The following is a 24,612-nucleotide window of genomic DNA, read 5'->3' as shown; positions in this document are numbered from 1 at the left end:
GGTCCTACTCCGGCCAGTGGATATCTGAGGCAAAGTCTGCCGGGATCGGCGAGAGATCCTTCAGCACCCGGGCGGCGAAGATATGCGCCTGCTTGTGGGCAAGGGCTGCCCGCCCGAGCGCATACAGGGTCGCCGCATCCATTTTGTGCGTGCTGTTATCGGCGGCGATCCAGACAAAATCGCTGTCGCCGCCATGCCAGCGATAATCGCCGGCCTCAGCGCCATTGATCATGGCGCCAAGGGCGGCCGTTGCCGCGCCGGCGATGTTCTCCCGGTCCTCGGCCCGGGATTGGTAAAGAACGCCGTTGAAGACGAAGCCTGCCGCAATCCTGCGGTCGCGCTCGGCATCGACGGCATTGCGAAGCACGCGGTTTGCACGCTCCTGGACGAAGGCCTCGACCGCATCGCGATGCGCATCAAGCATGGCATGGAGATCGTCCGGCGTCGGAAAGGGTGCATCGATCTGCCAGTCGAGGATCACCGCCGACCCGATACGCTCGCCGGTGTCGTCATCGACAATATGGCCGGTACGGAAGTCTTTTCCCGGTTCCGCTTCGGGATAGGCCAGCGACAGAAGATAGCCGAGCGTATCGTGATCGAGATCCGGATTGAGCGCATTGGCGCTGTCTGGCGTGAGTGTTGTCGCCATTACTGGTTCCTCGCATATTTGGCCCGGACATAGATCTCGCGCACCGCCCAGTCATAGTTCTGGCAACGCAGGCCGGTGATGAACATGCCATCCGGGCAGTCGACCGTATTGCCGGTCGTCTGGACCGTGCCGATCTCATAGGTGCCGCTGTCATGCTGGACGCGGGCGCCGGCAGCGGCCCGGCTGTTGGCATAGGCCGACGCCCTGCTTTCGATCCGGTTGGAGATGGCGTTGAAGGCATCGTTACTGCCCCAATTGCCCCATACCGAGCCCCCGATATTGCCGTCGGTGTAGATGTTCCAGCTCCCGTTTGAGAGCCGGCCGTCACTGCCGAAGGTATACTCCCTTCCGCGCGACCAGATGAAGCCATCGCCATTGTTGCGCTGACCGACCTCGACATAGCTGTTGGCGCCATTGTTGGAACGGAACTCGATCCGGGCATCGCTCTCTCCGCTCGCCTGGAACGAGGCGAGCGTCGCGCCATCGAAGAGCACCCGCATAAACCCGGTAAGCGTTCCGCCGTTTGTTGCGTAAGCGCCGAGCTTGTTGAGGGCATCTGCCGCATCGCCGGCCGTCATCAGGTCGTTGGTGAATTCGGTTCCGCCGGCGCTCAAAAACCCGTGCCCGTCCGGATCCACCTCCCCGATCGCGACATCGGCTGCCCCGTCGAAGACATAGAGCTTCCACGGCTTGGAGGCCGTGCTGATCCACATCGTGCCGCTTGTCGCATAGGCCGGGCGTTCCACGCCGCTATGCATGGAGAGGCCTGCCGCCCGAAAGCTGTTGATATTGGCCGCAAGCTGCGAACCATTGGTGACGGTCGGGTCGATCGTCACGTTGTTATACTGCGTCATGCATGCACCTTTCCGTAGCCGGCGGCCACATAGTCGAACGTGCGCTCGACCGGCGTGCCGGACTGGTCCTTGAACACGATGTCAAAGCCGCTCTCATCCTTGTTTGCGATCTCGTAGAAGTCGCCGAAGCGAAGCCCCTGGGCCGAGACAGAAAGCCCGGTCAGGCCGAAGTAAGGCGGATCAAAGCCGATCCGCCGGCCGCCGGTCGGCACGGCAAGATTGTTACCGCTCAGGATCCTGTCGGGCATGTCGACCGTCAGTTCGGCCCGCGCCACGATCGGCGTGATGTTGTCATCCACCGAAGAGAGCGCCAGCCGCATCTGATAGGCCCGCGTCGCCACATCGCCGGTCGCCGCTTCCCGCCAGTCTGACCACATGGCGCCGACCGACTTGTGAGCGAAACGGGTCCGATCAATGCGGAGCTAGCGCTCAAGCTTGCAAGATACTTTCGCACGAGCCCTGAATTCTGGATGCACATGCAGGCAAGCTACGATCTCCATATCGCCGCCAACGCGCTTGGAGATCAGCTGGAGACGATATCTGAACTCGAAAGCCTAGCCGACGTAACGCACCCAATGCGTCGCCCGCCTCAACCACGGTCCGATCGGCTCGCGCCGTGACAGCCGCCCGTCTAGATGATGCAGGCAAAGGCCATCCTCGAGCAGAATGCCGGAATGGCACGGCACCTTCGACACAAGCCGCATGAAGAACACATCGCCGGGGCGAGCTTCCAACGCATCGACCGCCCGGAAACCCGCCTCTTCAAAATGATCGGCAAGCAGGTTCTCGCCCTCCTCCCACCAGCATTTGGAACGGGCGAAGTCCGGAAGGCGGATGCCGCGTTCCTGCCAATAGCAACTGCGCACCAGCCCGTAGCAGTCGAACACGCCCGGCACGAAGGATCGGCCCGTCAGCGGCGCATCCAGACAATGATCGCCCCACCACAAGACAGGCGTCGTCACCTCGCCGTCACAGCTCACGATCGCGAAGGGAATATGCGCCGCGATCTGACTGTCCATATCCGCGTTTGACGGCCAGTGCGGATGCACTTTGGCATTATGACTGTGAATGACGGCTTCTGACTGGAACCTCAGCCAGGTCTCGGCCGGCATTTCGAAGCCGTTCTCTGACGTCCCGATCTCCATGCCGAGCACCTCGCGCCGTCCATCGGTGTTGACGCCGACGGCAATGATGACGGCGACCGAGACAATGCGACCGCCACGCCGGACCTTCATGTAGGTGGCGTCGATCCACAGATAGGACCAATCGCCCTCAATGGGCCTGTCGAGGAACGCTTTGACCTTGTCGTCAATCTCTTCGCACAGCCGGGAAACCTGGCTTTTGGAAATACCGCTCATGCCCATGGCCTTGACCAGGTCATCGACCGAGCGGGTCGAGACGCCCTGGATGTAGGCCTCCTGGATAACAGCCGTCAGCGCCTTTTCGGCCATGCGCCGCGGTTCGAGAAAGCTCGGGAAGTAACTGCCTGACCGAAGCTTGGGAATGCGCAGTTCCACAGTTCCCGCACGCGTCTCCCAATCACGATCTCGATAGCCGTTGCGCTGGGCGAGCCGAAAGGCGCTCTTCTCGCCATAGCCCGCGCCGGTCTTCGCGCCGACCTCCAGCTCCATCAGCTTCTCGGCTGCAAAGGCCCTCGGGCTTGACCCGAGGGTCATCGCCAAAAGCAAATCGGCGTCGGCACTCTTCTCAACGAGTGAGCGCAGGTTCATCATGTCGTTGGTCATCGGTGGTCTTTCCATCAGGTTGAGCTTCAACAACCCGACCTTACCGGAAAAACACTGTTGACCACCCGTCAGCTACACCACGCTGCGGGACACGATCATGGAGATCATGGAGACCCTTGGATAGGGAATGCGCGCTTCCAAAACGGCAAAACAATGTTTTTCGATTTTGATGATTTTGGGCATGGCCCTTTCGTGCTCGATCTGAGCACCGCCGTATGGCACTTCGCGCATGAGGAAAGTGAGCAAAACACCGCCATGACGAAAGCGTTGATCACCGGATATCAGAAAGTGCGTCCTCTGTCCGCGTCTGAGCTGGAAGCACTTCCCCTCTTGGTAAAACTTGACGAAGTTCGTTCCCTCTTGTTCCTCGCTCGCCATTTCACCTTGTCAGATGACATGTGGAACAAAGCCTTTGAGGGGGCAAAAAGGGTATTCTCATAGTCGCAGAATACCCACGACCCGCAACGGGTCGGTCTTGCTTCGGCTTCAGTACCTCCCTCCTGTTCAGTGCCGGGCATTCCAGGGGTCGATAACCGGAACGCCTGCCGCGTCGAAGGCGCTGGCATCGCGTGTCGCAACCGCGAAACCATGGGCGGTTGCGATGGCCCCGATGTAGCCGTCAGGCGTCGGAAAGCCCCTGCCCGCCTTGCGAGCTGCCACGGCAAGGTCGGCATAGTGGCGAGCCGCATTGCTATCAAAGGCGAGGATTCTGCCCTCGAACAGCGGCAGCATTCCGTCGAGCGTGGCGGCGAGCTTCTGCTTGCGTCGCCCCTCCGGCAGCGCGCCGATGCCGAACAGGAGTTCCGCGACGGTCACGCTGGAGATGTAGAGCGTTTCGGCAGCCTGTTCGTCCAGCCAGTCACGCACGGCAAGGTCCGGCTCCGGCTTCATCGCCTCGGAGACGACATTCGTATCCAGAACGATCATTCAAAGCTCATCGGCGTGGCGGGCGTCTTGTCGCGGGCCTGTTCCAGCGCCCCGAAATCGGCATTGGTCAGCCCGGCCTTGCGGCTCAACGCCGACAGGGCGGAGCCGAGGCGCAGGCGTTCGGCGGGACGCACCGCCGATTCCAGAATGTCGCGCATTTCCGCCTCCGCGCTGCGGCCATGCTGGGCCGCGCGCACCTTGAGGGCGCGGTGGGTCTCGTCGGAGAGGTTGCGAATGGTGACGGCAGGCATATGATAGCACCTCCTGAAAAGTGATAGCTACGATAGCAATATAGGGAAAATGCTATCACACGGCAAGGTGTGCCTGGCTATTGTTCCATTCCGTCGAGGTGATCCGGCCGCGCGGGAAAGCCGCGCGGCCGCGATTTTTTCCAATGGAAGACCGGAACCGTTTTCGCAGTCCCGGCCCGCCTTTCATTCTGCCGCGACGTGTAAGACTTTGACGCTATCGACCTCCGGCCTGTCCTCGGCAGCGGAGACTTCCTGCTGGTCATCGATCGGCCATGCGGGCCGTTCGGTGCGCAGCACGGGCGGTAGCCAGCCCGTTCCGGCCAGAAGCCGCTCGGCAGCTTCCGCCATTTCCGGCTTCTTCCTGTCCGCGATCCGCTCCGCCGCCTCGTCGCCAAGGGCATCGCGCACGGCGGCGAGGATTTGCGCCTTGGTGACCCGCCCGAGATAGGCGCGCACCGTGGGCGTCCAGTGCGCCGCCATATCGAGCGCAACCGTCGTCGCCAGCCTGTCGGCAGTGGCAAGAGCATGGCGCTTGTGGGCCTCCCACGGCTGTTTGACGGCATTGACGGTCAGCGAGGCGCAATGGGCGAACAGCGCCATGACGCTAGCATGGTCCAGATCGGCGATGAAGCCCCACAGGTCCGCCACGTCGCACGGCATGTCCGCCGCCCATCCGGCATGGCGATCCTCCAACGCCTTCGCCGCCGCCGTGCCCTCGATCCCCTCCGCGTGGCTGGCGAGGTAGCTGCTCGTCGGGCGGATGTCGAGGCAATGAGCGTCCCCGCCGCCGCGATAGAAGGTCTGTGCGGCGAGCGCATGGGTGACGGCGATCAAGGCCATGTCCGGCTGCTCGCCAAGGGCGAGACGCAGCGCAAGGGTGCGATGCGCGGTCAGGTCTCGGATAAGCGAGTCCGACAGCGGCTTGCCGTCTTCCTCCGCGTCCTCGTCCTCCGGCTCATGCCGACCGATCATTCCTGCGGAAGATGTAGCTAGGGACTTTTTCGGCTTGAGCGCCGATAAGTTCGTGCGGAAAGTATCGGCCGGGGCCATCGCCTTCCCCTTGTCCGCATGGAAGCATCGCAGAAATGCGCCAAAGGCGTCCACATCGATGACCTCGCCGACTATCTGGACAAGAGACGGGCGGCGGCGGTCAAGGAATGTGAACAGCTACAGGGGTTAAAATGATGGCTAAGAGGTTATGGCTCGGCGATTTGCGCGATTCAACGACGTAGAGAGATGGCTCGGTTTCTCACGACGCTGCTGGATGAGAGAGGAGCCAGAAGGAAAATCGAAGGCGAGGCATCACCATGCGCGCTAGCTCCGCCGTTCGATACACAACACTTCATCGAACGTCATTTCACGCGCGAGCGTTGCCATAAGCTCTGCTGCGGGCATGGCACGCGCGAGCGGCGCACCTTGCCCCGCCCATTGCGCACCGTAACCAGCCTCGCCGCCGGCTTTGGCGGCGGCGTGAAGGGCCTTTCCGGCGTCGTAGGCAATGGGATAGTCGGGCGGCGTGGTTCCGCGAAGCGTTGTTTCCGCCAGTTCCGTGAACCGGTTGGCAAGCGCGCGCCGGCCGGCCGGAAATCGCGGTTGTCAGCCGCGTGTGGAATGCGCCCTGCCCCTTCAGCGCCGCGCGATAGTCATCATCGGCGGCCGACTCGGGACAGGCAATAAAGGCAGTGCCGAGTTGCGCGGCGACCTTGACGGCTTCGGCCTCGGCAAGGCTCGTCGCCGTCGCGAAAAGTCGAATGCCGGCTTTCTTCAGCGCAGCGATCGTTTCAGCCGGCGGCAGGCCGAAATGAAAGCTGACGACCGCCGGCTTTTTCTCGACCAGAAGAGACAGCATCTCCGGGTCATCGGAAAAGCTCTTGTAGATGACGCGCAGATCGCACGGCGGCGCGGCGCCGAATTCGGCGAAGACGGGCTCGAGTGCCGCCAGCCATGCCGCCTCCCGCTCCGGGTCCTGCACGGCCGGGCCATGCGCGAAGACGTTGACGTTGAAGGGCCGGTCCGTTTGGGCGAAGGTTTCGTCGATCATCGCGCGGGCACCAGCGACATCGCTCGCGCCAATGCCGATCGAGCCAAGCCCGCCAGCGTTTGAGACCACCGCCGCCAGCGCCGGGGTCGAGACGCCAGCCAACGGTCGTGATCGTCCGCATGGGGTTGGTCTCTTCGCCTGTATCGGGGTTTATCCGTTGATGGTCTGTCAGGCATTGCTCTGGAAATCCGACATCGACAGCGCCACCTAAGTGCAGAATGGTCGAGGGCTGGCGGCCGAGCGGCACGAGGGTACCAGAGCGGAAAGATGACGGTACAGTTCGACTTCGACAACAGCTACGCGCGTCTCGGCGCCGCCTTCCATCGGCCGACAGTGCCGACGCCCGTCGCCGCGCCGCCTCTTCTGAAGCTGAACCGTCGGCTCGCCGAGGAACTCGGGCTTGACGCGGATCAGTTGGTCAATGCTGAAGGGGTTGAAATCTTCGCCGGCAACCGGCTCCCGACAGGCGCAGAGCCGATCGCGGCCGCCTATGCCGGACATCAATTCGGAAACTTCGTGCCGCAACTCGGCGACGGGCGCGCCATCCTTCTTGGCGAGGTTGTCGACCGACAGGGCCGGCGTCACGACATTCAACTGAAGGGGGCCAGCTCCACCCTTTTCTCGCGCAACGGCGACGGACGGGCCGCGCTCGGCATCCCAACCACGCGGGCGCTGGCCGCGGTCGCCACGGGAGAGCCAGTCTACCGGGAAACGGCGCTGCCGGGCGCGGTCCCTACGCGTGTCGCCTCCAGCCATATACGCGTCGGCACGTTCCAGTTCTTCGCGGCACGGGGCGATGCCGCCGCGGTTCGCCAACTCGCCGACCATGTGATCGACAGGCATTATCCCGAAGCCGCGGACGCTGCCAATCCCTACCGCGCTCTTCTCCAGACCCCTGCCTGGCTTGTCCGTCACAGCGCGGTCATCGTGCTCGAATGATCGGGGCGACAGCCTGCCATGCGCGTCGGCGCAGGCGATACAGCGATGGGCAGTGAGATCGGCCGGATCCACCGGCGCCGGAAGGTCGCGCTGAGATCGCTGCGCATCTGACGAGCGATTTCTGACGGGAACGCAGGCGTACTGACGGAGTTGAAACAAAAGGCTCCCGGTTGACCATGGCATTTCAATTTTCGCCGGAGTTTGGAGGACGAGGTTGTGAGAGAAATCGGAAACTGGCGGCATATTTGTGTCGATGCCCAACGCATGTTCGCTGAAAACACGCCGTGGCATTTGCCCTGGATGGCAAAAGTGCTGCCCCAGCTTCTTGAAGTGTCCGAAAATCACGTCGCCCGGACAATTTTCACGCGCTTCATTCCTCCGCAGCGTAAGGAAGATTTGGCAGGAGGCTGGAAGGTCTATTACCAGAAATGGTGGATGATGGCTGGCGAGCATCTGCCGCAAGAAATGGTCGAACTGATGCCCGTGCTGCGCGCACTTGTTCCGCCCGCTCGCATCTTCGACAAGATGACCTATTCCCCTTGGGTCGACGGCAGGCTTTATTCCCGGCTGCAAAAGGAAGACGTTGACTCCGTCGTTGTCACCGGTGGCGAAACCGATGTCTGTGTGCTCGCGACCGTGCTCGGTGCCATTGATCTCGGCTTTCACCTGATCGTGCTGAGCGATGCCGTCTGTAGCGGTGCCGACGAAACCCACGACGCCGCAATCAACCTGCTGGGTGAGCGCTTCTCAGTCCAGCTTGAGCTGGTGAAGACGGAGCAGTTTCTATCGCTCGTGTCCCCATGAGACAGGCGAAGCGTGGGAAAATCGGCTGTTGAGCTTTCGAGCATCCGGGCGGAACATTTCACCGCCGCTCTTGTTGTGGGCTTCCTACAACAACAAAGGAGAGAGACTCATGGTCACCATGGTCGGCAACGAAGGAGGCATCGAGCAACTCGTCGAGGATTTGTTGTCTCTCGAACACGATGCCATCGCTGCATACGATTCCTGCATTGAGCGGCTGAATGACAAGTCGCTCAGCGCGAAGATCGCCGAATTCAGAGAGGATCATCTGCAACACGTCGAGATCCTGAACGACATGGCGCGCGAACTCGGCATTGAAGCGCCGAGCGAAGGCGACATGAAGGGGATGTTGACCACGGGCAAGATTGCCCTCGCGGACCTGATGGGCGATTCCGCGATCATAAAGGCGATGAAGACAAACGAGGACGACACCGTCACAGCTTACGAGCGCGCCTCGCGGCATGACGATGCGATCCCGCAATCGAAGGCCTTCTTTACGAAGGCGCATCAAGACGAGTTGCGTCATCGGGAGTGGATGGAGACCACCGCCGAATCAATATGATCTTTCGGTCGCCGCCCGGAATGAAGAGCAGCAGTCGGCGACGCAGTAGTTGACGCTGGCGAAAGCCGGAGCCGGCGCAGAGGTGCCGGTCTCCGGTTTTTCGTTATCGGCACGGACTTATACCCGAGCGGAACGCGCTGCTGCATCACGCGAGAAACTGCGAACCCGGCTTCGGCCGATCGGCAAGGCATCGGACCAAACAACGGACGTCCCGCGCAAGGCGGGCGTCGAAAACCTGTTGGCGCCCCGACTTTTCTGCCTTGGCATTCGACGGCGTCCGAAAACCGCAGCACCCATAGCGAAAATTTGAAGGGACAGGTTCATGTCACATCAAACAGAACATCGACAATCCCGCCATCCCATAGCCCACTGGTATGCCATTCTGCTTGGAGCGCTGCTGGTCCTGCTTGGCGCCGTGATCGGCACCGGCGGCGTCTGGCTGATTGCGCTTGGCGGCTCCTGGTACTATCTCATTGCCGGATTGGGCCTTGTGGCTTCAGGCGTACTGATGACAAAAGGCAAGATCTCCGGCGCGCTCGTCTATGGCGCGACCTACATTTTCACGCTTGTCTGGGCCCTGTGGGAAGTGGGGCTGCAGGGCTGGCCTCTGGTGCCGCGCCTTGTGGCGCCCACCGTTATTCTCGCGCTTGTCGCGCTTGCGGTGCCTGAGCTGCGCCGCCGCGATCCGGCGCTGTGGCGCGGCGGTCGGAGCGCGACCGCTGCGACAGCGGTGCTTGCGGCAATCGGCATCGGCGCGCTGACGGCGCAATGGTCCGAAGAGCCATCCGCCTTCGCCCAGGCCGATGACAACGAAGAAACGCAATCCGCGGCTGAAGCGCCCGCCGACCTGCCGGGCGGCGTCGTGCTGGAGCCGGAGAACGAGCCGGGCGAGCGAGCGATGACGCAGAGCGACGCCGACGCATCGGAAGCCGGCGAAACCCGTCCGGCACTGGCGATGCGCGAGGCGGGAGAAGACTGGCCGGCCTGGGGCGGCAGCATCCATGGCGACAAATATTCGCCGCTCACCCAGATCACACCCGAAAATGTCGGCGAGCTGGAACGCATCTGGGAATTTCACACCGGAGATCTTCCCGGACCGGAAGCCGAGGGGAAATACTCGCCGGAAAACACGCCGTTGAAGATCGGCGACAAGCTGTTCGCCTGCACCCCCATGGGCAATGTCATCTCGATCGATGCGCGGTCGGGCAAGGAGGAATGGCGCTTCGATCCAGGCGTGCCTGCAGATGCAATCCCCTATGGCGCGACCTGCCGTGGCGTCAGCTATTTCGAAGTGCCTGATGCCGGTCTCTACGATCCTTGCGCGACGCGCATCATCTGGGGAACGCTCGATGCCCGCCTGATCGCCATCGATGCCGAAACCGGTCAGCGTTGCAACGACTTCGGCGACAATGGCATGGTCTATCTCGAACGCGGCCTCGGCGAGACCGTTCCGGGGTGGTATGCGATGTCGTCACCGCCAACCATCGTGCGCGGTGTGGTCGTTGTCGGTGCCCAGGTGACGGACGGCAATGCGGAGGATTCGCCGTCCGGCGTCATTCGCGGTTTCGATGCCGTTACCGGCGAATTCGAATGGGCCTGGGACATGGGCCGCCCGGGCGATACGAGCCAGGCCGGGCCCGACGAGGTTTATACGCGCGGCACGCCCAATATGTGGACCATTGCCGCCGGCGACGAGGAGCTTGGCTATGTGTACCTCCCCCTCGGCAATTCCGCGGTCGATTATTACGGTTCCAATCGCAGTGAAGCGGAGAACGAATATTCGACGTCTCTGGTCGCGATCGACGTGACGACGGGCCGACCTGTCTGGCACTTCCAGACGGTCCATCGGGACGTCTGGGACTACGACCTCGGCAGCCAGCCGACACTGGTCGATTTTCCGACCGACGAGGGCTCCGTCCCGGCACTGGTTCTCGCCTCCAAGCAGGGGGATATCTACATCCTCAACCGCGAGACCGGGGAATCGCTGTTTCCCGTGGAGGAACGTCCGGTCCCTGGCGGCGGCGTTGAGCCTGACTATATTTCCCCGACACAGCCTTTCTCCGCCTATCACACGCTGGCCTTTCCGCGGCTGGAAGAGAAAGACATGTGGGGCATGTCGCCGATTGACCAGCTCTGGTGCCGCATCCAATTCAAGCGGTCGCATTATGATGGCATCTATACCCCGCCGACGACGGAACAATACTGGATACAGTATCCGGGTTACAATGGCGGCAATGACTGGGGTTCGGTCGCTGTCGATCCGGAGCGCGGTCTGCTGATCGCCAATTACAATAACATGCCGAACCACAACAGGCTGGTGCCGCGCGAAGAGGCAGACGAAGCCGGGTTGCGGGCCATCTATGAACCGCCGACGAAAGGAGAATCCCCGCTCGGCGAGGCGGGCCCGCAGATCGGCGCGCCCTATGCGATCGACGTCAATGCAGGCTGGCGCGTCAAATTTACCGGTTTGCTCTGCAAGGAGCCGCCCTATGGCGGAATTCGCGCCATCGATCTGGCCACAGGCGATACGGTCTGGGATCGACCCTTTGGTTCAGCGGCCAGGAACGGACCTTTCGGCATTCCCTCCATGCTGCCGATCACGATCGGCACGCCGAACAATGGCGGTCCGGCCGTCACCGCCAGCGGGCTGATCTTCATCGCCGCGACCACGGACAATCTGATCCGCGCGATCGACTCTGAAACCGGCGAAACGCTCTGGAGCGACCGACTGCCGGGCGGCGGTCAGGCCAATCCGCTCGTTGTTGAAGTCGCGGGGCGGCAGTTCGTGATCATCTATCCCGGCGGCCATCACTTCATGGAGACGCCGATCAGCGACACGATCATCGCCTACGGTCTGCCCGAGAGCTGACGGAAGCTTTCGCGCAATAAACGTGCCTTGAATGGCCGATACGGGCCCGCCTCTCCTCAAGGGAGGCGGGCTTCTCTTGGGCGGCGTCGAGGTCCTGCTCATCGCAAAGTGCCGTTACGATGGCTGTTCTGGCCGAAACGCTCAAGTCTTCCGGCGCGTCGGCCAGCGACCGAGCATCACCCGTTTGCCTTTCCACGACCGGAAAGCCTCAGATAGAACACGCTGACGGCGGGGACGACGGCGAGGGTGAAGAACGAGCCGACCAGAATGCCGAAGCCGAGCGCGACCGCTGTCGGGATCAGGAACTGGGCCTGCAAGCTGGTTTCCAGAATGAGCGGCGTGACGCCAAGGAACGTCGTCACGGTTGTCAGGATGATCGGCCTCAGGCGCTCCACCATGGCGTCGACCACCGGCCTGGGACTGCCGCTTTCGGCACATTCAAAGGTGCGGATGACCAGAAGCAGGGCGTTGTTCAGCAGAATGCCCATCAGCCCGATGAGGCCGAACATGGACAGGAGCGTCAATTCGAGGCCCAGCGCCCAATGCCCGAGTATGGTGCCGACGAGCCCGAAGGGCAGAACCGTCAGCAGGATCAGCGGGCGCGTATAGGAACCGAAAGCCAGCGTCAGAAGGGCGTAAATCCCTAAAAGCGCGAGGACAGCATTGCGCAGCAGCGCCGGCGCGAAGCGGCTCTGCTCTTCCTGCTCGCCGCCCAGCGTGATTTCGAGATCCGGATAATCCTGCCGCAGTTGCGGCACGGTTTCCGTCATCAATTGATCCGTCACCTCGCTGCCGGTGGTCGAGCCGCCCGTGACATCGGCGGTGACCGTGGTCACGCGACTGCCGTCGATCCTTGTGATCGTCGATGGCGCCGGCTGGAAGGCGAGGTCAGCGACCGTGCCGATCGGAACCAGCCCGCCCTCGGCCGGCAGCCGCAGGTCCTGAAGATCGGCGATGGTACCGCGGTCCGATGCCGGCAGGCGCACGCGCACCTCCACCTCTTCGCGGTTGCGCTGAAACTCCGTCGCCACGGCGCCGAACAGCGCGTTGCGAAGCCCCCGCGCCACCGAGCTCAGTTCAACGCCAAGCGCCCGGCCCTGATCTGAAAGCGTGGCGACGACTTCTTCGGAGGACGAGCCCCGGCTGTCCCTGACGGCGGTGACGCCGGCTTTTTCAACGAGCGCGCTCCTGATCCGGTCGACCGCGGCTGCGCGCGCCTCCGGGGTGCCGGCCGCAATATTGAGGACGATATCGGCGCCGATGCCGACCTCACTGGTGGAAAAGCTCAGCGAGCGCGCGCCGGCAATCTCGCCCGCCTCGGCGCGCCAGAGGTCGACCAGTTCGCCGGCGGAAAAGTCGCGGCTCTCGGCATCGGCAATCTTGACCTCGATGCGCGCCGTGCTGGCGGCTGTACTTTCCGTCCCGCCCGGCGGACCGCCGGAAACGGCGGGAATGCCGATCAGGATGGCGCTTGCCTGGCGGATATCGCCGGCATCGCTGCCGGTCTGCTCGGCCAGTTGGCCAGCCGCCCGGTCCATCGCCGCTGCCAGCGTTTCGGCTTCCGCGCGCGTGGACGCCACCGATGAGCCATCGCTCATCTGCAGTTCGGCGGAGACGAAATTGCCTTCGATGTCGGGAAAGAACACGAAACGGACGAAACCGAGCGTCAGCGGCGCCAGCGAGGCAAGCAGCAGGCCGAGGCAGAGCACCAGCGTCGGTCCCGGATGACGGTCGACCGTTTCGGCGACCCGGCGAAAACGGGTATCGGCAAAACTGTCGATCCGCCCGCCGACCTGCCGGCGCAGCGGATCGGCCAGACGTCTTGGCGAAAACCGGCGCGGCTCGCCGGAGCGCAGATGGGAGAGATGCGTGGGAAGCACGAAGAAGCTCTCGACCAGAGACAGACCGAGCACCATGATGACCACGGCGGCCACCGGCGCGAGGAAGGAGCCGGAAAGGCCCGGAATGAACAGCAGCGGCACGAAGGCGAGGACGGTTGTCGCCACCGAAAAGAAAACCGGCCGCGCCATTCGAAGCGTTCCGTCGATGGCCGCCTGCGGGCCGGATTTGCCGGACTGGCGCTCGGTGTAGATGGCTTCCCCGACCACAATGGCGTCGTCGACCACGATGCCGAGCGAGAGGATGAAGGCGAACAGTGAAAGCTGGCTGATGCTGACGCCGAACAAGGCCATCAGCGCGAAAGTGCCGATGAAGGACACGGCGATGCCCACCGAGACCCAGGCCGCTATGCGGATGTCGAGCGCCAGCGTCAGGATGACCAGGATCAGCGCCGCGCCGATGATGCCGTTCTTGACCAGAAGGTCGATCCGGCCCTGAAGCGATGTTGCCTGATTGCGCCACTCGGTGAGCGTCACGGTTTCCGGCAGGCGCGGTTCGAGCTCGTTTTCGAGGTAGTCCTGCGTCAGGCTGACGATGTTGAGCAGCGGTTCACTTCCGGCGCGGAAAACATTGACGAAGACGGCGGGCTTGCCGTCGATCTCGGCCAGCACGGGGTCTTCGGCAAGCCCGTCGGAGATTTCAGCGAAATCCTCAAGCCGCACCTGCGCGCCGGCCGGCGAGGAAAACATCACGATCTCCCCGATCGCCGCCCCGGTATCGCGTTCGCCGGCGGTGCGCACCGAAACGCGGTCCTCCGGCCCGTCAAGCGTTCCGGCGGAATAGTCGGCGGTCGCATTGCCGATGCGCTCGGCAAGCGCGCCGAGCGTCGTGCCATAGGCGAGAAGCTGCGCCTGCGGCACCTCGACCGATATGCGGTCCTCGGGCGCGCCGCTAATCCTCACCTGCGATATACCGTCGATGGCCTGGAGATCCTCGCGGGCGGAGACGGCGATCGCCTTCAGCGTGTCCGCAGGCAGATCGCCGGAAAGGACGAACTGTATCGCGAGTTCCTCCGGCTCGACCTCGACAATCACCGGTTCTTCGGCGGACTGGGGTAGCGAGGTGAGACTTCGGACCTCGGTCTGGATATCGTCCTTCACCGTCTCGGGGTCCGCCCCGCGCGTCAGGTCCGCGATTATTCTCGCCTGTCCTTCGCTCGCCGTGGCGGTGATCTTGCGGATGCCCTCGATGCTGCGGATCGCCGATTCGATCGGCTCGACGACGGAATCGGAGACATCCTGCGCCGTCGCGCCCGGATAGGTGACGGTGATGCTGATGGTGCCGGTCGAAAGGTCGGGGAAGTTCTTGACCGTAAGCGTGGCAAGCGACAGAAGCCCCGCCGCCACCAGCCCGACCAGAAGAAGATTTGCAAAAACGCCCGTCTCGAAAACGCGCCTGATCAGCCAGTTCATTGCGCCGCGCCACCTGCCGTATTTGCGCCGGAGGTATTGCCGCCGGTTGCGGTTGCGCCTGCGGCGGAGGACGCCGAGCCGGAGGCAATGTCATCCGGCACATTGACAAGGCCTGAGGGAGCCGAAGCGATACGGTTCGCGACCGGGTCGGAGAGATCGCCGACGGTGACCGGCTTATCGCCATCGACCCTGACCTTTAGCCCGTCGACAGGCGTGTCCACCGGCGTCAACAACAAACGTCGTCCATCAAGATCGCCGCTCAGAAGAACCGCGCCCTCGATCCGCCGGCGCACTTCCGCCTCCAGCCGAACCAGCCTGTTGTCGCTGTCGACGCCCCACACCTGCTGGCCGGCCTGCACGACACCTGACGGGGCTGCGAAAGGGCTTTCTTCATCGGGAAGGGCGAAATGGACGCGAACGACCTCTCCGATCCTGAGCGCCGGCGCGCCTTCGTCGGCGACGAAGGGATTGCGGATGCTGACGATAACCTCGGTGGTTCTGGCGGATGATTCGATGCGCGGAATGACGGCCGTGACCGTGCCGATCCGAACGTCTTTGACTTCGCCCTCACCCCGCACGGGGCGGATGCCGACGGGCTTGCCCAGAAGCGCGGCCTCCCCGCCCAGAAGCGCGAAATCGCGTTCGGAAAGCCCGACAGCCGCCTCCGCATATCCCGCGAGCGCAGCCGTGCCGACGCTTGTGCCGGCGCTGACCAGTTGGCCCCGCGCCGCATCGGCGCTCAGCACCACGGCGGGAAACGGCGCTTCCAGGCGCGTATCGTCGAGCGCGATCTCCGCGCTTTGGCGCTGAGCGCGCGCCGAAGACAGGCTGGCGCGGGCGCGCTTGACCCGTGCGGCGGCATCCTCGGTCGTGGCTTCCGGCGTTGCGCCGCGCTCGGCAAGCTGGTTCTGGCGATCGAGATCGGCGCGGGCTTCATCGAGGCTTGCCTCGGCCTCTTCAACAGCGGCCTGTGCAGCCTGCAGATCGGATCGGAAACGGGCGTCATCGAGCTCGATGACGAGATCGTCCTCGGCCAGTCGGCCGCCCGCGGCGAAATTTTCGCCGATCCGTTCGATGCGTCCGCCAACCTCCGGCGCCAGAACCACCTCCGCGCCCGAACGGACCAGCGCCGTTTGCGAGATCGTCAGCGGCTGGTCCAGTTCGACGGGGCTGGCGACCCTGACCAGCGGCGCGGCCGGCGCTTCCGCCTGGGTCTCGTCCGAGGACCAGAAGAAACCGAAGGCGGCGACAGCGCCGCCTGCCAGCAGAACCACAATGGCAATCGCCCAGCCAATAAGCTGTGTTCGGTTTTCGCGGCCTTTGCCGTCTTCGGGCATGATGTCGCTCGCTCGTGGAGGATAACCTTTGCGTGCGCCGCGATGATGCGGCGGGGTTCATAAGTTGAACCGGCGGGACGGCAGATTGTTCCGATTGCCCGAGAACTGTTGAAAGCGCCGCCCGTACCTCGGTCTCAATTCCCTCAGCGTCTGCCGCCCGCACCCACCACTGCGTTGATCGCGAACCAAGATATGGGCGGCTGGAGTGGGGCGACAGAGCTGACCGTTCGGATCGCCGGTTGCTCGGCGATGGCGTCTGAAAACTTCGTCAGGCGGCGGATTGGTTATGGCTGCCGCCGTCGCGCACGACGCCCTTCAGGCTGCGTCCGGTGTGGCTGAGACTGCCGCGGGCGGCATCCGCGAGCGAGACGATACCGCACATGCGCTTGTTGTCGTCCAGCACGACCAGGCGGCGCACCTGGATATCGCCCATATTGGCGAGAACGTCATCCACCTCATCCGTGTCGCGGCAATATTTGACGTCGGTGCTCATCACCTCGCTCACCTTGCTGCGCCCGTCGAGGCCCGTGGCAACGCCGCGCGTGACGATGTCGCGGTCCGTCACCATGCCGACCAGCCGGTCGTTTTCGCCCACCGGGAGGAAGCCGATATCTTCATTCGTCATCCGCCTGGCGATTTCGACAATGATGTCGTTGGGTTTCGCAAGGGCGACGTCGCGTGTCATGATTTCTGAAATTCGCATCGTTTTCTCCTTGGCGTTTTCTCCTTGGAGCCCGCCCAACTGCAGGCCGCGCGGAATGTTCCAGCGGAATTCCGGCGACGGATCTGCGAACAATTTCCCTCCCTCGCTGTTAGGCGCGGACCGGGCCAAGGCCCGCAACAAGAGGAGATTGTTTCATGAGAACGAAGATCTTTACGCTGACCGTCGCAGTGGCGGCGCTGGCTTCCAACCTCGCAATGGCCGCGGATGGAGACCGCGTTCAGGGCAGCCTTGCCGGAGACAACATCAGCGGAACGGTGACCATGCTGGAGACCGCCTCCGGCGTCGTCCTGGTTGAAATCAACGCAGAAGGTCTGCCGGAAGGAGAGCACGGCTTTCACGTGCATGAAGTCGGTCAGTGCGATGGCGAAAACGGCTTCAAGAGCGCGGGAGGTCATCTCGCGCGCGGGCTCGAGCACGGCATCAAGAGCCAGAATGGTCCCCATCCGGGCGACATGCCGAACCTGCATGTGGGATCCGGCGGCATCGCCAAGGCCGATGTTTTCGTTCGCGGCTTCACGCTCGGGCGGACAGGCAATCAGCGCATCCTCGATGGCGACGGATCGGCGGTGATCATTCACGCCGGTTCCGACGACTACAGCACGCAGCCTTCGGGCGATGCGGGCGATCGCCTCGCCTGCGCCGTGCTTGAGCCGGTGGAGTGACCGAAAGCGGCCGGACCAACATGAGTCCGGCCACATGTACCGGCGAACACAAACCGACAGGAGAACAGAAGTGGTAGATCCGAAAGCAAGCCCAGCGAGGGGACCGCTTCCCGCGCCGCAGACACAGCACGAAAGGCCGAAAGCCTCTGCTGAGGCCAGCGACCTGAAGAAACCGAAAGAGGTCTGGAAGGAAGGCGAGACGACGCCGACCGCAGACGATGCCGACCAACCGCTTTCAGAGCGGGTTGGCGATTCCGCCGATCTTGACGCCGCCAGCCCATCGCCCTACGGCGTCGAGAAGCAGGCGGACAAGGTGGGTGCGCAAACCGCCAGGGATGGAAAGCCGCATCGGGTCAAGGACCGGAAATAGCAGAATTGTGCTGTCACTCAGCCGAGAGGCGGATCGTTTTCCAGAACGATCCGCCTCTTTTCGCGTTGTCAGCGCCGCTCGGCATTTGCCGACAGGGCGGGCGCGGGAGACCGGCCTGCACCGCTTGCATGCACTGGGAGCACGGGCGCGCTTCCACGGAACCAGTCGATCGTCTGTTTCAGGCCGTCCGAAAGCTCCGTGACGGGTCTCCAGCCGAGCAGGGACAAGGCGCGGCCGATATCCGGGCGGCGGCGTTGCGGGTCATCCACCGGCAGCGGCCTGTCTTCAAGGACAAGCTCCGTGGCCGTCAGCTCAGCCACTTTCTCGGCGACCTCACGCACCGTATATTCGCCGGGATTGCCAAGATTCACGGGAAGGCCAGGATTCTCGGGGCGGTTCATCAACCGTACAAGACCTTCAACGAGATCGTCGACAAAGCAGAAGGAGCGGGTCTGACTGCCGTCGCCATAGATCGTCAGCGGTTCGTCACGAAGAGCCTGGAGGATGAAATTGGAAATTATCCGCCCGTCGTCGGGCCGCATGCGCGGGCCATAGGTATTGAAGATGCGGGCGATCCGCGCATCCGCCTCGCCGCGACGCAGCCGGTCGAAGCAGAGTGTCTCCGCGGCGCGCTTTCCCTCATCATAACAGGCGCGCGGACCGGTGCAGTTCACATTGCCCCAGTAATCTTCCTTTTGCGGGTGCTGCTGCGGGTCGCCATACACTTCGCTGGTCGAAGCCTGAAGAAAACGCGCCGAATGTTTGCTGGCGAGCTTCAGAAGCTTGTCCGTCCCGATCACGCTCGTCATCAACGTATGGGTCGGATCCTGCTGGTAGCGCGGTGGCGAGGCCTGGCAGGCGAGGTTGTAGATCTGGTCGATCTGCCCGTCGATTTCCAGATCCGAGCAGATGTCGTGGGCGATGGAGCGGAACCGCATCTTGCGCGACAAATGCTTCAGATTTGCCTTGTCGCCCGAAACATAGCTGTCAACGCAGATGACATAATGCCCCTCCGCTAGAAGGCGTTCGCAAAGATGCGAGCCAAGAAAACCGGCGCCGCCGGCAACAATGATGTGTTTTGGTCGCTCTGTCATTTTCGGCATCGTTTTGAAGTCCTCAATTATGGGCTGCGCGCGCGGCGGCAAGGCACCGCCACGGCAGCGGCCCGCCATGTCATTGCAGATGCTTGTCCGACAGCAACCGGCTGAGCATGCCATGCGGAGATTTACCTCCGGAGTGCCCAGCCTTGGTCGTCCTCGGCGAAGATGCTCCTAACCGGGCGTTGAAGCTTTTGTTCCCATTGATGAAGGCGGTCCGTTTAAGGGCCACAGACGGGACGGATGATCGGCCTGCGAGCGAGGAACATTCGAACCGATACGATCGTTTTCTTGGCAGCGCAGGCGCAATTGGCCGCACACGCTCTATCCGTCTTTCGACCACTCAGAGAAAATGCATGGGAAAAGGCTTGCATTGTTCCTGGATGGCACGCCGACCGTGCTGATATCCGACGGCAGACCCGACCTGAGGGCGTTGAAACGGTCCCGGGTGAGCCTGGAGGACGTCCTGGCGACAGCGCGCCAGCTTCACGGGCTGGAACGTCTCGACCAGATCAAGTCGGCGGTTCTGGAAGCGGACGGCGGTGTCAGCATCATTCCGCGATAGACGGCTCGACCCTCGCAAAAGGCGCGGTTTACGGCGACTCCGGAACCTTTCTCCACCTCACCGGTTCCGGAACAGCCCGCCGCGCGGAAACGGTGGGGCCGTCGGCAACGGATCGACAGAAGAACCAGCAAAACACACCGAGGAGTGAGCATGCCCGATCATTCGAAGTCCAAGAAGCGCATCGAAAAGGATGCCAAACCGCAATTCGCAAAGAAGCAGTCCGGCGGCGAAAGCGACGGCGTGGCCAGCGCCAAGCCGACCGTGATCACCGGATCGGAGGACGCGACCGTGCACCGTCTCCCACCGAACAAGGCGGAGAAGCCGAAGAAGGATGAGCGGTAGACGACGCCATCGTCCGTCAGTCGAATCTCACGAAGCCCTTGACAAAGCCGTCGGGTCTGGCCGCCGCGTCGTCCAGCGCCTCGCCGAGACGATCCAGCGGATAGCTGTGGGTCAGGAGCGGCCAGGGATTCAGCCGTCCCGCGACAACGGCCTCGATGGCTTCCGTCGTGCCCTTGCGATAGGCTTCCGGCGCGCGTTCATGGGCGTTGATGACGTCGAGGCCGCGCCAATTCCAGAGCTGCATGTTGACCTGTCTCGGGCCGTCCTGGTGGTAGCCGGCGATAATCAGGCGACCACGCTCGGCGCAGAGTTCTGCGGCAAGATCGAGCGGCCACTGCTTTCCTGCGGTTTCAATGACCACATCACAGAACCGGCCTTCGGTCAGTTGGCTGACGGTTTCTATGATCTGCCAGTGGTCGTCCATGGCGATCGTCGTTTCCGCCCCGAACTGCTCCGCCAGTTCGAGCGAGGATTGCCGCCGGGAAATCGCAATCACCTCCGCTCCGGCATTGGCGGCAAGCTGCGTGAGCAGGGCCCCGAGGAAGCCGATGCCTATGATCGCCACCCGGTCGCCAGGCCGGATACCGCTGCGATGAAAGATGTTCATGGCGCAGCCGAGCGGCTCGCCCGGCACGGGACGGCCATCCAGTTCCTTCGGCAAGGGGACGATTTCATCCACCTGGGCGATGTCGTATTCGGCAAAGCTCGCATGGGAAAGCGTTGCCACCCGCTGGCCGAGCAGACCGGGATCGACATCCGCGCCGATGCTGTCGACAAGCCCCCAGCCTTCATGGCCGAGATCGCCCGGCGGCAGCGGAAACTCCATCCACTCCGGACCCGACCATGGCACCAGATTGGAAGCGCAGACGCCGCACCCCTGCAGCCGGACGCGCACTTCGCCGGCCTGCGGCGTCGGCAGCGGCCTCTCCTCGATATGCATGCGTCCCGGTCCGGTCACCACGGCAGTCCGCATGGTGCTGCGGGCCGAAATGCGTTCCATGATGTCGCTCTGATCGTTCGGGAATAACGTCATCTCAACTCCTTTCCTGGTTGAGCCCTCGAACTGGAAAAGACGCCAAAGGTTCCGGAAGAAGCCGCGCCCGATGCTCCAGGTCGGAACAATGCGCCGCGAAGGAGGTTCTGGGGCTCCGATCAATTGGATCAGCAAAGGGCGTGAAGACCATGTGGACATGGCTCGATCAACATGGCGCGGCAGTCGACAGCCTGCTCGGCGGCGCAACCCTGGTCGTGTGGGTTCTGTACTTCCAGCTTCTGCTCACCACCTACCGGCATCGCTCGCGGCCCAAAATACTCATCAACCGTGCCGGCGGCGACACAACGGACACGCATTGCATCATCACGAATATGAGCGCCGAACCGATCTATCTGGAATCAGTGTTGCTGCATGTCATCGGGGAGAAGGGGGACCAGACCTTTGCGCTTTCCGACGTCGGCGCCGGCAACCAGAATGGAAGCAGTCAGCAGAAATGGTATCAGGGACCGCTTGCAAGCGGAGAACTGAGCGATATCGGCTCCTACCGCTCGATCCTCGAACGGTTCCGCAGGGGCGAACTTCAGGAGATCGGCAGCGCTGATTTCGGAGCGATCCAGTCGCTTACGGTGATCGCCGTCGCCTCTTACACCGCGCGCGAGAGCCTGATTGCGGCCGAGCGCACCTTCGATCTTGTGGAAGACGAGACCCTGCTGCGACCGCGGCGCTATGCCGCGACCCAGATCCGTTCGGGCCGCCGCCGCCGCCAGATCGAGGACTTCATGGTGGACAATACTGCGGGCAAGCTGCCCCGCTGCAATATCAGGGGCGGCAAGGACCACTGTCCGCCGCTTCCGCAGCGCGGGCCGGCGGCGGACGGCTGAACATCGTCTGATTGCCCATGCCGCCGTGTCCGGTTCCATTCTGGATATCGGACTGCGGCGTCGGGAACATTCTGCGGCCTTTGCGGTTCACCGGTTCGAGCGCACACACTGTTTCAAAGGATTTCAGCCGATGACCTTTCTCGGCTTGACGGCGGAAATGCTGGCGCGAATTCAGTTCGGCTTTACCGTCTCGTTTCATTTCGTCTTTCCCGCCTTCTCGATCGGCACGGCCTGCTATCTGGCGACCCTGAACGCGCTCTGGCTGTGGAAGCGCGACCCCGCCTATCTGAGGCTCTTCGACTACTGGAAAACCATCTTCGCCGTGGCGTTTGCCATGGGCGTCGTCTCCGGCATCGTCATGAGCTACCAGTTCGGCACCAACTGGTCGGTGCTGTCTGAAAAGGCCGGCGCCATCATCGGCCCGTTGATGGGCTATGAGGTGCTGACGGCGTTCTTCCTCGAGGCCGGCTTCCTCGGCATCATGCTATTCGGGCGGAAGCGCGTCGGCGACGGGCTGCACATGGTGGCCGTCTGCATGGTGGCGCTCGGCACGCTGATCTCGGCCACCTGGATTACCTCCGCCAACAGCTGGCTGCACACGCCGGCGGGGTTCAGCCGCGATGCCGCCGGCCACTTCCTGCCGGAAGACTGGTGGGCGATCATCTTCAATCCGTCCTTTCCCTATCGCGTCACCCACACCGTGCTCGCCGCATTGCTGACCACGTCCTTCGTCATCGGCGGGGTCGGGGCGTTTCATCTGCTGAAGAACGCCAACAACCGGCAGGCGCGGATCATGTTCTCGATGGCGATGTGGATGGCGGCGATTGTCACGCCGATCCAGATATTTGCCGGCGACCAGCACGGCCTCAACACACTGGAACACCAGCCGCAGAAGATCGCCGCGATCGAGGGCGATTACGAGACCCATGAGGATGGCATGCCGTTGATCCTGTTCGGCATACCCGATGACAGTGCGGAGGAGACCCATGCGGCGATCGAGATTCCGCGGCTCGGCTCCGTCATCCTGCGTCACAGCTGGGACAAGACGATCAGGGGCCTGAAGGAATGGCCGCGCGACGAGCGCCCGCCGGCGCTGCCGGTGTTCTTCACCTTCCGCATCATGGTCGGGATCGGCTTCCTGATGCTGGCGATCGGCCTGTGGTCGCTATACGCTCGCTATCGCGGCACATTCTATGAAAACCGCTTGCTGCAGAAGGTCGTGATCGCGGCGAGCCCCTCGGGTTTTATTGCCGTTCTGGCCGGCTGGTACACGACCGAGATCGGCCGCCAGCCCTACACCGTCTACGGCCTGCTCAGGACATCGGACAGCCTGTCGCCGGTGAGCGCGCCGGCCGTTGGCGCTTCGCTGATCGCCTTCATCCTTGTCTATTTCGCGGTGTTTGGCGCAGGCGTCTTCTATCTCCTGAAACTGATGCGGCGGCCGCCCGAGACCGGCGACGACCATGACCTCAAGGAAGGACCGCTGCGATCCTCCGGCATCACGCCGGGTCCGGGCGAAGCGACCGGGGAGAACGACCAATGAGCTTCGATCTTGCCACCATCTGGGCCGCGATCATCGCCTTTGCCGTGCTTGCCTATGTGGTGATGGATGGTTTCGACCTCGGAACCGGCATCCTGATGCCTTTCTTCCGCAAGCGCGACGAGCGCGACCTCCTGACCACAACGGTTGCGCCCGTCTGGGATGGCAACGAGACCTGGCTGGTGCTGGGCGGCGGCGGGTTGATGGCGGCCTTTCCGGTCGTCTACGCCACGGTCCTGCCGGCGCTTTACATGCCGGTCATCCTGATGCTGCTGTCGCTGATCTTCCGCGGCGTCGCGCTCGAGTTCCGCTGGCGGAGCGAGATCCGGCGCGGCTGGGACACCGGCTTCTTTGCCGGCTCGCTGGTGGCGGCCTTCATGCAGGGGATCGCGCTTGGCGCGCTGGTTCAGGGCATCCGCATTGAGGATGGCCAGTATGCCGGCGGCTGGTGGGACTGGCTGACGCCGTTCTCGCTCGTCACCGGCATTGCGCTCGTCATCGGTTACGCGCTTCTGGGCGCGACCTGGCTCAACCTCAAGACCGAAGGCCCGGTACAGGCGCGGGCACGCCGGCTTGCCGCGCCTACGACCATTGCCATGATCGCCGCGATCGCCATCGTCTCGCTCTGGACCCCGTTCATCAACCGGGTCTATTTCGAGCGCTGGTTCGGCTGGCCGACGGCCTTCTTTTCGGCGCTGGTGCCGCTCGCCGTGATTGCCTGCGCGTTTTGGCTCTGGATCGGGTTGGATCGCAAAAAGCATCTCCAGCCGTTTCTCGCGGCGCTGGGCCTGTTCGTCCTGAGTTATGCCGGCCTCGGCATCTCCTTTTACCCCTATATGGTACCCGGCGCGCTCACCATTGAGGAGGCCGCCGCTCCGGAGAGTTCCCTGCGTTTCCTGCTCGTGGGCGCTCTGGTCCTGATCCCGATCATCCTCGCCTATACCGCCTATGCCTACTGGGTTTTCAGAGGCAAGGTCGACCTTTCCGAGGGCTATCACTGATGCCCGGTCGGAAGTGGCTGAAGCGCCTGGGCTGGTTCGTCTGCTACTGGGTGATCGGCGTGGCGGCAATGTTTGCGCTCGGTTACGTCATCCGATTGGTCCTGTCCTGATCGTGGTCCCATCATTTCTCGGAACATCGTCCAGTCCGTT

Annotated in this window: 24 protein-coding genes and 4 pseudogenes; 14 read left to right on the top strand and 14 right to left on the bottom strand. The window is 63.0% G+C overall.

Annotation, left to right across the window (positions count from 1 at the left end; all coding sequences use genetic code 11):
• Positions 1-4: 4 nt before the first annotated feature.
• The 5 genes and pseudogenes from JET14_RS08730 to JET14_RS22720 form a co-directional block, all read right to left on the bottom strand.
• The gene (locus JET14_RS08730) at positions 5-649 is read right to left on the bottom strand and encodes a DUF4376 domain-containing protein (RefSeq protein WP_200337670.1); all 645 of its coding nucleotides are present in this window, start codon (positions 647-649) and stop codon (positions 5-7) included.
• On the bottom strand, positions 649-1,503 hold the full coding sequence (locus tag JET14_RS08725; RefSeq protein ID WP_200337669.1) for a hypothetical protein: 855 nt from the start codon (positions 1,501-1,503) through the stop codon (positions 649-651). The genes JET14_RS08730 and JET14_RS08725 overlap by 1 nt, the downstream gene beginning before the upstream one ends.
• A complete protein-coding gene (locus JET14_RS08720; protein WP_200337668.1) occupies positions 1,500-1,880 on the bottom strand; it encodes a hypothetical protein in 381 nt (126 codons plus the stop codon). Before JET14_RS08720 ends, JET14_RS08725 begins: the two co-directional genes overlap by 4 nt.
• Positions 1,881-2,057: 177 nt before the next feature.
• Complete coding sequence (locus JET14_RS22725) at positions 2,058-2,522, bottom strand: NlpC/P60 family protein (RefSeq protein ID WP_246750616.1); 465 nt, start codon at positions 2,520-2,522, stop codon at positions 2,058-2,060.
• A 105-nt stretch (positions 2,523-2,627) separates the two neighbouring features.
• A pseudogene (locus JET14_RS22720) lies at positions 2,628-3,248 on the bottom strand (IS256 family transposase); the annotation flags it as partial.
• A 57-nt stretch (positions 3,249-3,305) separates the two neighbouring features.
• Here JET14_RS22720 and JET14_RS08710 point away from each other — a divergent pair.
• Entirely contained in the window at positions 3,306-3,689 is a 384-nt protein-coding gene (locus JET14_RS08710) for a phosphotransferase enzyme family protein (protein ID WP_200337666.1), read from the top strand.
• A 63-nt stretch (positions 3,690-3,752) separates the two neighbouring features.
• Here JET14_RS08710 and JET14_RS08705 read toward each other — a convergent pair whose 3' ends face one another.
• From JET14_RS08705 to JET14_RS08695, 3 genes and pseudogenes are all read right to left on the bottom strand, one after another.
• Positions 3,753-4,175, bottom strand: a complete 423-nt coding sequence (locus JET14_RS08705; RefSeq protein ID WP_200337665.1) for a type II toxin-antitoxin system VapC family toxin — start codon at positions 4,173-4,175, stop codon at positions 3,753-3,755.
• Positions 4,172-4,426 (bottom strand): FitA-like ribbon-helix-helix domain-containing protein, encoded by a 255-nt coding sequence (locus tag JET14_RS08700; protein ID WP_200337664.1) that lies wholly within the window; start codon positions 4,424-4,426, stop codon positions 4,172-4,174. The genes JET14_RS08705 and JET14_RS08700 overlap by 4 nt, the downstream gene beginning before the upstream one ends.
• A gap of 183 nt (positions 4,427-4,609) precedes the next feature.
• Positions 4,610-5,383: pseudogene (locus JET14_RS08695) on the bottom strand (chromosome partitioning protein ParB); the annotation flags it as partial.
• On the opposite strand from JET14_RS08695, the gene JET14_RS08690 reads away from it, so the two are divergent.
• Complete coding sequence (locus tag JET14_RS08690; protein WP_432443073.1) at positions 5,265-5,606, top strand: pyocin activator PrtN family protein; 342 nt, start codon at positions 5,265-5,267, stop codon at positions 5,604-5,606. The pseudogene JET14_RS08695 and the gene JET14_RS08690 overlap by 119 nt on opposite strands.
• Positions 5,607-5,783: 177 nt before the next feature.
• Here the strand turns inward: JET14_RS08690 and JET14_RS08685 are convergent, their stop codons facing one another.
• Entirely contained in the window at positions 5,784-6,569 is a 786-nt protein-coding gene (locus JET14_RS08685; protein ID WP_246750575.1) for an NAD(P)H-dependent flavin oxidoreductase, read from the bottom strand.
• Positions 6,570-6,734: 165 nt separating this feature from the next.
• Here JET14_RS08685 and JET14_RS08680 point away from each other — a divergent pair.
• From JET14_RS08680 to JET14_RS08665, 4 genes and pseudogenes are all read left to right on the top strand, one after another.
• Positions 6,735-7,397 (top strand): annotated as a pseudogene (locus tag JET14_RS08680) (protein adenylyltransferase SelO family protein); the annotation flags it as partial.
• A gap of 225 nt (positions 7,398-7,622) precedes the next feature.
• Positions 7,623-8,210: a cysteine hydrolase family protein gene (locus JET14_RS08675; RefSeq protein ID WP_200337663.1), complete on the top strand. Its 588-nt coding sequence runs from the start codon at positions 7,623-7,625 to the stop codon at positions 8,208-8,210.
• 109 nt (positions 8,211-8,319) lie between these two features.
• The gene (locus JET14_RS08670; protein WP_200337662.1) at positions 8,320-8,769 is read left to right on the top strand and encodes a DUF892 family protein; all 450 of its coding nucleotides are present in this window, start codon (positions 8,320-8,322) and stop codon (positions 8,767-8,769) included.
• A gap of 322 nt (positions 8,770-9,091) precedes the next feature.
• A complete protein-coding gene (locus tag JET14_RS08665) occupies positions 9,092-11,638 on the top strand; it encodes a membrane-bound PQQ-dependent dehydrogenase, glucose/quinate/shikimate family (RefSeq protein WP_200337661.1) in 2,547 nt (848 codons plus the stop codon).
• Between the two features lie 176 nt (positions 11,639-11,814).
• On the opposite strand, the gene JET14_RS08660 is transcribed toward JET14_RS08665, so the two are convergent.
• From JET14_RS08660 to JET14_RS08650, 3 genes are all read right to left on the bottom strand, one after another.
• The gene (locus JET14_RS08660; RefSeq protein ID WP_200337660.1) at positions 11,815-14,949 is read right to left on the bottom strand and encodes an efflux RND transporter permease subunit; all 3,135 of its coding nucleotides are present in this window, start codon (positions 14,947-14,949) and stop codon (positions 11,815-11,817) included.
• Positions 14,946-16,286: an efflux RND transporter periplasmic adaptor subunit gene (locus tag JET14_RS08655; RefSeq protein ID WP_200337659.1), complete on the bottom strand. Its 1,341-nt coding sequence runs from the start codon at positions 16,284-16,286 to the stop codon at positions 14,946-14,948. The genes JET14_RS08660 and JET14_RS08655 overlap by 4 nt, the downstream gene beginning before the upstream one ends.
• Positions 16,287-16,554: 268 nt before the next feature.
• Positions 16,555-16,989, bottom strand: a complete 435-nt coding sequence (locus JET14_RS08650; RefSeq protein ID WP_200337658.1) for a CBS domain-containing protein — start codon at positions 16,987-16,989, stop codon at positions 16,555-16,557.
• A 155-nt stretch (positions 16,990-17,144) separates the two neighbouring features.
• Here JET14_RS08650 and JET14_RS08645 point away from each other — a divergent pair, with 155 nt between their 5' ends.
• Entirely contained in the window at positions 17,145-17,672 is a 528-nt protein-coding gene (locus JET14_RS08645; RefSeq protein ID WP_200337657.1) for a superoxide dismutase family protein, read from the top strand.
• 70 nt (positions 17,673-17,742) lie between these two features.
• A complete protein-coding gene (locus tag JET14_RS08640; protein ID WP_200337656.1) occupies positions 17,743-18,042 on the top strand; it encodes a hypothetical protein in 300 nt (99 codons plus the stop codon).
• A gap of 68 nt (positions 18,043-18,110) precedes the next feature.
• On the opposite strand, the gene JET14_RS08635 is transcribed toward JET14_RS08640, so the two are convergent.
• A complete protein-coding gene (locus tag JET14_RS08635) occupies positions 18,111-19,145 on the bottom strand; it encodes a UDP-glucuronic acid decarboxylase family protein (protein WP_200337655.1) in 1,035 nt (344 codons plus the stop codon).
• Positions 19,146-19,506: 361 nt separating this feature from the next.
• Between JET14_RS08635 and JET14_RS08630 the strand changes: the two are divergent.
• Both JET14_RS08630 and JET14_RS08625 read left to right on the top strand, forming a co-directional pair.
• Positions 19,507-19,704 (top strand): annotated as a pseudogene (locus JET14_RS08630) (YetF domain-containing protein); the annotation flags it as partial.
• A gap of 150 nt (positions 19,705-19,854) precedes the next feature.
• A complete protein-coding gene (locus JET14_RS08625) occupies positions 19,855-20,046 on the top strand; it encodes a hypothetical protein (protein WP_200337654.1) in 192 nt (63 codons plus the stop codon).
• Positions 20,047-20,062: 16 nt separating this feature from the next.
• Here the strand turns inward: JET14_RS08625 and JET14_RS08620 are convergent, their stop codons facing one another.
• Entirely contained in the window at positions 20,063-21,079 is a 1,017-nt protein-coding gene (locus JET14_RS08620) for an MDR/zinc-dependent alcohol dehydrogenase-like family protein (RefSeq protein WP_200337653.1), read from the bottom strand.
• Positions 21,080-21,219: 140 nt separating this feature from the next.
• On the opposite strand from JET14_RS08620, the gene JET14_RS08615 reads away from it, so the two are divergent.
• The 4 genes from JET14_RS08615 to JET14_RS08600 all read left to right on the top strand — a co-directional run bounded on the left by JET14_RS08615 (position 21,220) and on the right by JET14_RS08600 (position 24,572).
• Entirely contained in the window at positions 21,220-21,921 is a 702-nt protein-coding gene (locus JET14_RS08615) for a hypothetical protein (protein ID WP_200337652.1), read from the top strand.
• A gap of 130 nt (positions 21,922-22,051) precedes the next feature.
• A complete protein-coding gene (locus JET14_RS08610) occupies positions 22,052-23,464 on the top strand; it encodes a cytochrome ubiquinol oxidase subunit I (protein WP_200337651.1) in 1,413 nt (470 codons plus the stop codon).
• Entirely contained in the window at positions 23,461-24,462 is a 1,002-nt protein-coding gene (gene cydB, locus JET14_RS08605; RefSeq protein WP_200337650.1) for a cytochrome d ubiquinol oxidase subunit II, read from the top strand. Before JET14_RS08610 ends, cydB begins: the two co-directional genes overlap by 4 nt.
• A complete protein-coding gene (locus tag JET14_RS08600) occupies positions 24,462-24,572 on the top strand; it encodes a DUF2474 domain-containing protein (RefSeq protein WP_200337649.1) in 111 nt (36 codons plus the stop codon). The genes cydB and JET14_RS08600 overlap by 1 nt, the downstream gene beginning before the upstream one ends.
• The last annotated feature ends 40 nt before the right edge of the window (positions 24,573-24,612 follow it).

The organism is Martelella lutilitoris (assembly GCF_016598595.1).
Taxonomy (GTDB): domain Bacteria; phylum Pseudomonadota; class Alphaproteobacteria; order Rhizobiales; family Rhizobiaceae; genus Martelella; species Martelella lutilitoris_A.
This window is presented reverse-complemented; position numbering and strand designations above follow the sequence as displayed.